Origin of the sequence: Streptomyces sp. DH37 (assembly GCF_029813835.1) — a bacterium.
Classification (GTDB): domain Bacteria; phylum Actinomycetota; class Actinomycetes; order Streptomycetales; family Streptomycetaceae; genus Streptomyces.
Map to the genome: position 1 here is coordinate 1 of NZ_JARVKV010000110.1, position 10,577 is coordinate 10,577.

Genomic DNA, 10,577 nt, shown 5'->3' on the forward strand with positions numbered 1-10,577 from the left:
GGGGAGCACCGCTGCGGTGCTCCCCACCGCCCTTCCCGTACACGTCCCGCACTGCCTCGCGGCCGCGTTCCGCCGGTGGCTCGCGGGGGTCAGTCGACGGAGATGGCCTCCAGGACGTCGCCGACCGCGCGGTCGGGCAGCGCGCGGGCGACGTCGGCCAGCGCCACCATCCCCACCAGGTCGTGTCCGTCGATCACCGGCAGCCGGCGGACCTGGTGGGCGCTCATGGTGCGCAGGATCTCGTCCGCGTCGTCGTCGGCGCCGATGGTCACGGCCTCGCCCTGGGCCAGGTCGCCCGCCTTGACCTGCGACGGGTCCTTCCCGGCGCCCAGGACCTTGACGACGATGTCCCGGTCGGTCACAACCCCCTTCAGGCGGTTGTCGGTTCCGCAGATCGGGAGCGCGCCGACACCGAGTTCGGTCATCTTCCGCGCCGCTTCCAGCATGTCGTCGTCGGCGCCCACGCACTCGGCGCCCTCGGTCATGATCTCGCGTGCCTTCGGCATGGTGGTCCTCCTGTGTGCCGCGATGTCAGTGGCGTCCGGGCGAGCGGAGGATTCGGCGGAGCCGTCGTCCCGCGGGCCCTTCCCAGAAGCGGATAACCGGACATCATCTGGCCAAACCGGCATTCCGCTCTGCCGTGGTCCGCGGAGGCCGCGGGCCGCCGGACGGCGGAGCCGACGGCGACCGCGGTGCGGCCAGCACCAGGATGCCGTCGTCCTCGGGGGTCAGGGCGACGGTGCAGCCGGCCTCGACGAGCAGGCCGACGAGCGTGGTGCGGGCCGGGACGCCGTCGCGGCGCTCCCCCGCCCGGGGCGCGCGGTCCCCGGAGGGGGCGCAGCACACCACCACCCCGGCCGGCGCCGTGCGTATCGGCGGGCCGCCGTCGGCCGTACGGACTCCCGCCGCCGTGAGCAGGCGCCGGACCCGGTCGGTGAGATCGCCGTGATGGGCGTGATGGGTGGGCACGCCCACCGGTTACCCCGCCGCGCGTACGGCAAGCGGCCCTTGTGCGGGGGACGGCCGACGCCCGCGTCGGCCAGCCCCCGGCCGGCCCGGTTCGGCTCGCCCGCCGCCGGACGGGGCGCCACGGCCGTCCGGCCGGTTCCGGCGCCCGCTGGTAGGGTCCGGAGCGCGTACGACGCGTGACCGCCGCTCCCGGGGAGTCGACGGCCCCGGCCTTCCCGGCCTCCTTCGGCCTTCCCCGGCGTGCTCATGGCCGGGTCGCGCGCGGCCGGCAGTCGCGGCGGCCCGGTCGTCCCGAACGGAACGACCAGGAGTGCCGCGTGTCCCCTTCCCCCCGGCCCCCTTCCCTCCCGTCCGGCAGGACGGATCTGGTCACCGAGCGCCTCGTGCTGCGGACGTGGACGGACGGCGAGGTCGCCGCCGTCCTCGGCGGCGAGCGGCGGGCGCACTGGGCCGACGACTTCCCCGCCGAGGGCGACCGCGTCATCGCCGGTCACATCGCCGAGCACCCCGGGCAGTCGGGCGCGTACGGCCAGCGGCAGGTCGTCGAGCGGGAGAGCGGCCTGGTGGTCGGGGCCGTCGGACTGTTCTGGCCGCCGAGCGAGGGAACCGTGGAGTTCGGGTACGGCATCGTGGCGTCGCGGCGCGGACTCGGCTACGCCACCGAGGCCGCCCGCGCGATCGCGGCCCACGCCCTGACCGCGCCGGGCGTCCACACGGTGTACGCGAACGTCGAGCTGTCCAACCCCGCCTCGGCCCGGGTGCTGGAGAAGGCCGGACTGCGCTACTGGGGCGGTGACGCGACGATGGCCTGCTACCGGCTCACCAGGACGGCCCAGCGGGGGAGATGAGCCCGCGGGTGCGGATGCGGCGGCTCCGGATCGGCCCGGGCCGGCCGGCACGGCCGCCCGGACCCGCTGTGCGGGCATTGGGCATGTACGCGTCGGCGGAGTGAAACCCTCCGGCAACTCCACCGGCCCAGTCTCGTGCGGAGCCCCGCACCCCGACCCGGAGGAGACGCCCGTGACCGTGCGCCGATCAGTCTGGCCGGCGGCCCTGCTGCTGTGTACGGCCCTCGCGGCCCCGGCCGCGCCCGCGCACGCGGGCACGCCCGCGTCGTCCGCCCTGCCCTCCGTCACGCCCCGGGCCGAGACGGAGGCGCTGTACGACGACGAGGAGGGCGGCAACGCCGACGCCGACGATCCCGCGATCTGGCGCAACGCCGCCGCCCCCGGGCGGAGCCTGGTCGTCGCCACGGCCAAGGAGGGCGGGCTGCGCGTCTACGACCTCGACGCCCGCCGGATCCAGTCGATCCCCGCGCCCCCGCCCGCCGCCCCCGGTGACGCCCCCGGCCGCTTCAACAACGTCGACCTCCTGCACGGCCTGCGCCTGCCGTCCGGGCGCGCCGACCTCGCCGTGGTCAGCGACCGCGGCCACGACCGGCTGCGCTTCTACCGCATCGACCGCGACCGGCCCGGCGGCCCGCTCGCCGACGTCACCGACCCCGCGGCGGCGCCGGTCTTCTCCGCGGACCAGGAGGAGATCAACGAGGAGGAGACCGCCTACGGCCTGGCCACCTGGACCGACCGGGCGACCGGCCGCTCCTACGCCCTGGTCAGCCGCAACAACCGCACCACCGTCGCCCTGCTGGAGATCACGGCCGGCGCCGGCGGCACGGTCGGCTACCGCCCGGTCCGCACCCTGGACCTGCCCGCGGAGTTCCGCCTGCCCGACGGCACGACCTGGGCGCCGTGCGGCGAACCGGGCGAACTGCCGCAGGTGGAGGGCATGGTCGTCGACCCGGCGAACGGCATGCTCTACGCGGGGCAGGAGGACGTCGGCATCTGGCGGGTGCGCGCCGACCTCACCGGCACGCCCGAACTGATCGACAGGGTCCGCGAGTACGGCGTCCCGGCGGCGTACGACGAGGAGAGCGACGCGTGCCTGCCGACCGGCGCCGACCCCGGCCACGGCGGCGAGCACCTGACCGCCGACGTCGAGGGCCTGACGCTGCTGACCGAGCGCGACGGGGACGGGTACGTGCTCGCCTCCAGCCAGGGCGACGACACCTTCGCCCTCTACGACCGCGAGCCGGGCGACGACAACGAGTACGAGGGCGGCTTCCGCGTCACGGCCGCCTCGCGCACCCTCGACGGATCCGAGGAGTGCGACGGCGCCGCCGTGCTGAACGCGCCGCTGGGAGCGAGGTACCCGGACGGCCTGCTCGTCGTCCAGGACGGGCGGGAGACCCCCGTCGAGGGCGACCGCGAGGCGACCGGCTTCACGTTCGTCGACCTCGCCGACGTCATGGACGCCGTCGACGACTGAGCGGCGGGCCGCCGACCGCTCCGGGCCGCGTCACGGGCCGGAGCGGCCAAGGGCCCCGCAGTCGTCACGGGTCGTCACGGGCGTCACGGGACGTCCGGCAGGAGCGGGCCCGGCGGGTCGGTCGCGGCCAGGCGCACCAGGCCGGCGGCGATGTCGCGGAGCTTGGTGTTGGTGCGCTGGCCGATGGCCTGGTCGATCGTCGCGCGCGTGCTCATCGCCCGCCGGAGCCGGGCCGCCTCCTCCAACTCCCGGTAGCGCCTGAGGTCGTACGCGGCCTGCGCCAGGTGGCGTTCGCAACCGCGCCGGGCGACGGCGGTGTGGGTGCGGGCCGTGGGGGTGTCGGTCCGCCGGTGGGCGCGCTCGACGCGGGCCGGTTCCTCGTGGAAGCCGGTGACGTCCTCGACGTGGTGCAGGAGCGCGGTGACCTCGCCGTCGGGGTCGAGGGCGGGACTGCTGACCGGGCTCCAGTACTTCTCGCGGAAGCCGGTCGGACTGCCGCGGAAGGGGACGTCATACCTCTGCACGTGCAGCGCCGCCGCCTCCCCGCTCTCCAGGACGCGCCGGAACAGGGCGCTCAGGTTGCGCACGCCGTCCGCGTCCGGGTCGTTCGGGTCGGCGGGGTAGGCGTCGAAGACGTGCCGGCCGACCACCTCGTCCCGCTCGCGGAACGTCGCCTCCTCGCATGCGCGGTTGGCCTCCAGGATCACCAGGTCGGTGCCGAGCACGAGCAGGGGCGAGGTCGTGGCACGGAATACGGCCTCGAAGTCGGCGGGGGACGGGGGAGACGGAGCCATGCACCCACTCGTGCTCCGACTCCCGTGTTCGATGCGTCCCGTCCCCGCCCGCGGCGGTCCCCGCCGCCGCGGCCCGCCCTCACAGGCCCGCGTGCCTCAGCAGCAGGGCGAGGTCGGCGGGCCCGACCCGGGTGACGCCCTGCGGGTGCCGGTTGGCCAGGGCGTGCAGGGGGACGGGGTCGCGGTGGAGGCTGCGCGTCGCCTCCAGGTGCAGCGTCGCCGGGAACTTCCACGGCTGCCGCGCGTTCCCGGGCACCTCGTAGGGCTCGCCCCCGATCTCGGCCATCGCGGCGACCTCCCGGACGGGGGAGGCGAAGTAGACCCACAGGCGGTCTCCGGCGGCCATGCGGCGCCGCCTCGACAGGCACCACTCCCTCTCGGGGGCGGTCCGGGCGAGTTCCAGGTAGAGGTCCTTGGCGGAGGGCCCGCCGTCGGCCGCCGCGTCCGAGGGCTTCACGATGAACAGCCAGTCGTCCATGGTGTCCAGTGTGAGGGAGGCCGGAAAGGCGCGGGTCGTGGGCGATCCGGAGGGAAGGGCGCCTTTGGCTGGATTGTGAGGGTCGCGTGGTTGGCATCCGCCCACACGGCAACAGAGCAGTAACGGGCGGGGCCCCGGGACCCGGTGGGTCCGGCCCGCCCGAGTCCGGCCGCCTACGTTCGGGAGCGCGCAGTGACACGTCGTACGACCATGACGACCATGACCGTGATCGCCCTCGCGTCCGCCCTCCTCGCGACGGCCTGCGGCGGGGCGGAGGGGGGAGAGGGGGCGGGGGGCGACGGGCGCACGGCTCCGACGGCCGGACAGTCCCGGAGCGCCGGCGGGTCCGGGGGATCCGGCGAGTCCGGCGACGCCGGGCGGAGCGCCTCGCCCTCCGCGCCCACGAGCGCGCCCCCGTCCGCCTCCCCGCCGCCGTCGCCCCCGCCGTCGCCGCCGTCGTCCCAGCCCTCCACGGGCGAGCCGGGGGGCGTGGTGCTGCGGGACACCTCCCGCAGGACGGGGGAGGCCCGGGACGCGGGCGTGAACGACTTCCCGGAGCTGCGCGGGGTGCGGGTGGGGATCCACGACACCTACGACCGGGTCGTCTTCGACTTCGACGAGGGCACCCCGCGGTTCGTCGCCGAGTACGTGGACACGCTGCACCAGGACGGCTCCGGCGACGTCATCTCCCTCAAGGGCGACCAGAACCTGAGGATCTCCTTCCTCAGGGCCGTTCCGGACCCCGACTTCGACGACGGCGGCAGGAGCACCCCCGTCATCCGCGAGCTGCGGCTGGTGAGCTACTTCGAGGGCGAGACGCTCTTCGGCGTCGGCGTCGACCCCCGGGGCGACGGCCGGGCGGGCTTCCGGGTGACCACGGGCGAGAACAAGATCATCCTCGATGTGGCGCACGAGGCGGCGCGCTGAGGCGTTCGAGGCGCGGCAAGGCGTTCGCGGCGGGCCGGGACGAGCGGCACGCGCGCCGGAACGAGCGGGGGCGGGGCCGCCGGAGGTGACCGCCCGTCACGGCCGCACGGGCCAGGGGCTGTCGCCGCGGCCGGTGGTGCCGCGCGTGGTCCGGGGGTACGCCCGCCGCGACGGGCACGCCGGCCTCCCGCGGGAGGGGGCCGGCGGGACGGCCGGAGCGTGAGGCCGGTCATCGCGTCGGCGCCGCGCAGGAGCCTCACCGCTCCAGGCGGGCCTTCCACACCTCCTCGCAGGGCCAGTCGCGGGCCCAGCCGGCGGAGACCTCGGCGTAGTCGCGGTGCGCGTGGCGGGGCGCGCGGACCTCGGTCAGCTCCTCGACGGCGAAGCCGCAGTCGCGCAGGACGCGGATCATCTCGCCGTGCGGCAGCACGAACTCCACGCGCCCGCCCAGCTCCAGCCGCCCCAGGCCGCCGTCGCCGAACTGCGGGCGCAGCAGGGACGCCGAGGCCTGCCCCTCCGCCCGCGCGCAGAGCGCGAACAGCGGCGAGTACCGCATGAACACCAGCCGCCCGCCGGGGGCCAGGAGCCGGGCGGCCTCCGGGATCCAGCGGCGCGGGTCGCACCACAGCGAGGCGCCGTACTCGCTGACGACCAGGTCGAACGCGCCGTCGCGGCAGGGGACGCGCTCGGCGTCGGCGAGGAGGAGGGGGAAGCGGAGGCCGAACTCCTCCCGCAGGGCGCGGGCGGTGGCGAGCTGCGGCCGGGAGAGGTCGACGCCGACCGGGCGGGCGCCCGCCCGCGCGAGCCAGGCGGAGACGTACGCGGTGCCGCAGCCCAGTTCGATCACCCGCTGTCCCGCCAGGTCCTTTGGCAGCAGCGAGAGCCGGGACTCGGGCGTGGCCCACAGGCCCCAGACCGGTTCGGTGCGCGACCACTGGGCGCGGGCGAGCGGGCCGTGGGAGGCGGCGGCCTCGCCGTCCCAGTAGCGCCGGTTCCGTCGTACGTGCTCGTCGTGAGCGGGCATGGGGGCATTGGACCGGAGTCCGGTCCGCGCGGGCAACGGGTTTCCGGCGCCGGACCTCTGGCCAGCCGTCCGCGGGGCCGCTACGTTACCACCGGTAACTCGCGTGTCCGTCCGCATCCGTCCGTCCGACCCGGGAGCGCGCCATGACGCCCGCACCGTCATCCCCCCACCGCCCCTCCCCGCGACGCCGTCCCTCCCGCCGGTCCTCCGGGATCGCCGGCTGCGCCGCCGCCCTCGTCCTGGCCGCCACGGCCGCCGCGCCCGCCTCCGCCGTGCCCGCCGGCGCGGGGACGGCCGGGGCGGACCGGGGCCTGAACGAGGTGCTGTTCGTCGGCAACAACTGGGACGGGACCGCCGACGTCATCGAGTCCACCGGCGACTACGCCAGGGTCGGCCGGATCAACGTCATCCCCGACAAGGGCGAGCGGATGCGGGAGATCTACCTCAACCCGATCAGGCTCGCCTTCTTCCTCGGCATCCGCCAGACCGTCGGCGAGGGCCACGACCAGTACGTCGACGACATGTACTCCACCCCGGACGGCTCGGCCGTCGTCGTCTCCCGCCCCAGCTTCGCCGACGTGGTCTCGATCGACGTGGCGACGGGGAAGGTCAACTGGCGCTTCCCGGTCTCCGGTTACCGCTCCGACCACATGGCGGTCTCGCCCGACGGCCGCCGCGTGGCCGTGTCGGCGTCCACGTCCAACACCGTCCACGTCCTCGACATCGCCACGGGGAGGGAGGTGGGGTCGTTCGGGACGGGCGACAAGCCGCACGAGAACGTCTTCACCGACGGCGGCCGGCGCATCTGGAACATGTCCATCGGCGAGGTCAACAACGACCTCGACGCCCCCTGGCTGGACTGGACGAAGGGCGACCGGCGCATCACCGTCGTCGACGCGGAGACCTTCGAGCGGGTGAAGGTGATCGACATGCGCGAGCGGCTGGACGCCTTCGGCCGCAAGGACCTCTCCGACGCGGTGCGGCCCGTCGCCTTCACGCCCGACGAGTCGAAGCTCTACTTCCAGGTGTCGTTCTTCAACGGCTTCCTGGAGTACGACGTGGCCGCCGACCAGATCACGCGGCTGAAGGAGCTCCCGAAGAACCCGGCCACGGACGACGACCGCACCACCTGGGTCAACGACTCGCGCCACCACGGCATGTCGATGAACCCCCGGGGCACCAGGCTGTGCGTCGCCGGGACGATGGACGACTACGCCACCGTCGTGGACCGCGGGACGCTGGAGGAGGGGCCGCTGGTGACGGTCTCCAAGCCGTACTGGGCGACGGTGAGCGGTGACGGCAGGCACTGCGTGGTCTCCGAGAGCGGGGCCGACCAGGTCACCGCGATCGACTTCGCGACCGGCCGGAAGGTGGCCTCCGTACCCGTCGGCGACCACCCGCAGCGGGTGCGCGTGGGACACGTCCCGGCCGGGTGGACGGGGCCCTCGGCGGGCTGATCCGCGCCCCTCTCCCCGCCCCGGGGCCGGGGCGGGGAGAGGGCACGCGCCTTTCCGCGCACGCCTCTTGCCGTCCCGCGAAGGCCGCCTCTATCGTCACGGGAGCGCTCCCACACCCTTCGTCGGCGCCTCTGGCGCGCACGGCTGCGCCCGGCGCGTCGATGAATCGATTCATCAAGGCTCTTCCCCACCCGTGGGTGCGCCACCCCCCGACAAGGAGCCGCCATGCCTGCCCACAGCACAGCCGCACGACCCCCCTCCCGCCTGAGAGGGCTGTACGCCGCCGCACTGGCCGTACTGCTGGCCGCCGTCTCGCTCGTCGTCCTGCCCGCGCAGGACGCCGGCGCCGCCGAGATCGACACCTCCGCCTACTACCGGCTCGTCTCCCGCCACAGCGGCAAGGCGATCGACGTCTCCGGACGCTCCACCGACAACGGCGCGGCCGTGGTGCAGTGGACCCCCGGGTCGGGCACCAACCAGCAGTTCCGGTTCGTCCCCTCCGGCGACGGCTGGTACCGGATCATGGCCCGCCACAGCGGCAAGGTGCTGGACGTCGAGGCCCGCTCGACCGCCGACGGCGCCGACGTCGTCCAGTGGGACGACACCAACGGGTACAACCAGCAGTTCCGCGTCGCCGACTCCGACGGCGGCCACGTACGGCTGATCAACCGCAACAGCGGCAAGGCGCTGGACGTGTGGGAGCGGTCCACCGCCGACGGCGCCCGGATCTCCCAGTACACCGACACCGGCGCCGCCAACCAGCAGTGGAGCCTGGTGAGGGCGGACGGCGACCCGGGCACCGAGGAGCCCCCGGCCGGGAACGCCGTGCAGATGGAGGACCTGAACAGGGGCCTGGTCTCGGTCCGTTCGGGCTCGGGCAACCTGGTGTCCTGGCGGCTGCTGGGCACCGAGGGCCGCGACGTCGCCTTCAACCTCTACCGCGGCTCGACCAGGGTCAACTCCTCGCCCATCGCCGACAGCACCAACTACCTGGACTCCGGCGCCCCCGCCGACGCCACCTACACCGTGCGCGCGGTGGTGGGCGGCGCCGAACAGGCCGCCTCCGAGCCCTCGCTGCGCTTCACCGGCGGCGACCACCTCGACATACCGCTCTCCCCGCCCGGCTCCGGATACACCCCCGTCGAGGCGTCCCCCGGCGACCTCGACGGGGACGGCCAGTACGAGCTCGTCGTCAAGTGGGATCCGGACAACGCCAAGGACAACTCCCAGTCCGGCACCACCGGCAACGTCTACGTCGACGCCTACCGGCTGAACGGCCAGCGGCTGTGGCGCATCGACCTGGGCCGCAACATCCGCGCCGGAGCGCACTACACCCAGTTCCAGGTCTACGACTACAGCGGCGACGGCCGGGCCGAGGTGGCCATGAAGACCGCCGACGCCACCCGCGACGGACGCGGCACCGTCATCGGGAACGGAAGCGCCGACCACCGCAACTCCAGCGGCTACGTCCTGACCGGCCCGGAGTACCTGACGATGTTCGACGGGCTCACCGGCGCCGCGCTGTCCACCGTGAACTACGAGCCGGGCCGCGGGAACGTCTCCTCCTGGGGCGACTCCTACGGCAACCGCGTCGACCGCTTCCTGGCCGGCACCGCCTACCTCGACGGCACCCGGCCCTCCCTGATCATGGCCCGCGGCTACTACACCCGCGCCACCATCGCCGCCTGGGACTTCCGCGACGGGAAGCTCACCCGGCGCTGGCTGTTCGACTCCAACACCTCCGGCAACGGCGCCGCCCACGGCCAGGGCAACCACAACCTGTCCATCGCCGACGTGGACGCCGACGGACGCCAGGAGATCGTCTACGGCTCGGCCACGGTCGACGACAACGGCACCCTGATGTACGCCACCGGCTTCGGCCACGGCGACGCCCTGCACGTCGGCGACCTCGTGCCCTCCCGTCCGGGCCTGGAGGTCTTCACCATCCACGAGTCGAGCAACCAGCCCGGCTCCGACCTCCACGACGCCCGCACCGGCCAGGTCATCCACCGCACGCCCACCAGCGGCAGCCAGGAGGGCCCGGGACGCGGCGCGGCCGGGGACATCCACGCGGGCAACGCCGGGGCCGAGTTCTGGGGCTCGGGCCCGAACATGACCCAGCTGCGCAACGCCTCCGGCGGCAACGTCGGCCGCAACCCGTCCTCGGCCAACTTCCTGGCCTGGTGGGACGGCGACCCGGTGCGCGAACTGCTCGACGGCACCCGGATCGACAAGTACGGCACCGGCGGCGAGACCCGCCTGCTGACCGGCAGCGGAGTGGCCTCCAGCAACGGGACGAAGTCCACCCCGGTGCTCTCCGGCGACCTGTTCGGCGACTGGCGCGAGGAGGTCGTCTGGCGGCACAGCGACAACTCGGCGCTGCGCGTCTACGCCACCACCGCGCGGACGGACCTGAAGCTGCACACCCTGGTCCACGACGCGCAGTACCGGGTGGCGCTGGCCTGGCAGAACACCGCCTACAACCAGCCGCCCCACCCGAGCTTCTTCCTCGGCCACGGCATGAGCCTCCCGCCCCGGCCCAACGTCTACCTGCGCTGACACCCCCCACGGGGACCCGGGGGCCCGCCCGTGCCGGGCGGGCC

The 10,577-nt window shown here is 74.6% G+C and carries 10 protein-coding genes; 5 read left to right on the top strand and 5 right to left on the bottom strand.

What is annotated here, in order from left to right; genetic code table 11:
* Positions 1–89: 89 nt before the first annotated feature.
* The gene (locus QC029_RS29605) at positions 90–506 is read right to left on the bottom strand and encodes a CBS domain-containing protein (protein WP_279558928.1); all 417 of its coding nucleotides are present in this window, start codon (positions 504–506) and stop codon (positions 90–92) included.
* Between the two features lie 103 nt (positions 507–609).
* Positions 610–969 (bottom strand): hypothetical protein, encoded by a 360-nt coding sequence (locus QC029_RS29610; RefSeq protein ID WP_279558929.1) that lies wholly within the window; start codon positions 967–969, stop codon positions 610–612.
* A gap of 317 nt (positions 970–1,286) precedes the next feature.
* Between QC029_RS29610 and QC029_RS29615 the strand changes: the two genes are divergently transcribed.
* Positions 1,287–1,817: a GNAT family N-acetyltransferase gene (locus QC029_RS29615; protein WP_279558930.1), complete on the top strand. Its 531-nt coding sequence runs from the start codon at positions 1,287–1,289 to the stop codon at positions 1,815–1,817.
* Between the two features lie 172 nt (positions 1,818–1,989).
* Positions 1,990–3,294: a phytase gene (locus tag QC029_RS29620; RefSeq protein ID WP_279558931.1), complete on the top strand. Its 1,305-nt coding sequence runs from the start codon at positions 1,990–1,992 to the stop codon at positions 3,292–3,294.
* Positions 3,295–3,377: 83 nt separating this feature from the next.
* Here the strand turns inward: QC029_RS29620 and QC029_RS29625 are convergent, their stop codons facing one another.
* Both QC029_RS29625 and QC029_RS29630 read right to left on the bottom strand, forming a co-directional pair.
* Positions 3,378–4,088, bottom strand: a complete 711-nt coding sequence (locus QC029_RS29625; protein ID WP_279558932.1) for a PAS domain-containing protein — start codon at positions 4,086–4,088, stop codon at positions 3,378–3,380.
* A gap of 79 nt (positions 4,089–4,167) precedes the next feature.
* Positions 4,168–4,566, bottom strand: a complete 399-nt coding sequence (locus tag QC029_RS29630; protein WP_279558933.1) for a hypothetical protein — start codon at positions 4,564–4,566, stop codon at positions 4,168–4,170.
* A 219-nt stretch (positions 4,567–4,785) separates the two neighbouring features.
* Here QC029_RS29630 and QC029_RS29635 point away from each other — a divergent pair, with 219 nt between their 5' ends.
* Entirely contained in the window at positions 4,786–5,493 is a 708-nt protein-coding gene (locus QC029_RS29635) for a hypothetical protein (RefSeq protein ID WP_279558934.1), read from the top strand.
* Positions 5,494–5,749: 256 nt separating this feature from the next.
* On the opposite strand, the gene QC029_RS29640 is transcribed toward QC029_RS29635, so the two are convergent.
* On the bottom strand, positions 5,750–6,517 hold the full coding sequence (locus QC029_RS29640) for a class I SAM-dependent methyltransferase (protein ID WP_279558935.1): 768 nt from the start codon (positions 6,515–6,517) through the stop codon (positions 5,750–5,752).
* Positions 6,518–6,660: 143 nt separating this feature from the next.
* Between QC029_RS29640 and QC029_RS29645 the strand changes: the two genes are divergently transcribed.
* Together QC029_RS29645 and QC029_RS29650 are read left to right on the top strand one after the other, a co-directional pair.
* Entirely contained in the window at positions 6,661–7,974 is a 1,314-nt protein-coding gene (locus QC029_RS29645; protein WP_279558936.1) for a YncE family protein, read from the top strand.
* 225 nt (positions 7,975–8,199) lie between these two features.
* Positions 8,200–10,533 carry an RICIN domain-containing protein gene (locus tag QC029_RS29650; protein ID WP_279558937.1) on the top strand — a complete coding sequence of 778 codons (2,334 nt, stop codon included), beginning with the start codon at positions 8,200–8,202 and terminating at the stop codon, positions 10,531–10,533.
* The last annotated feature ends 44 nt before the right edge of the window (positions 10,534–10,577 follow it).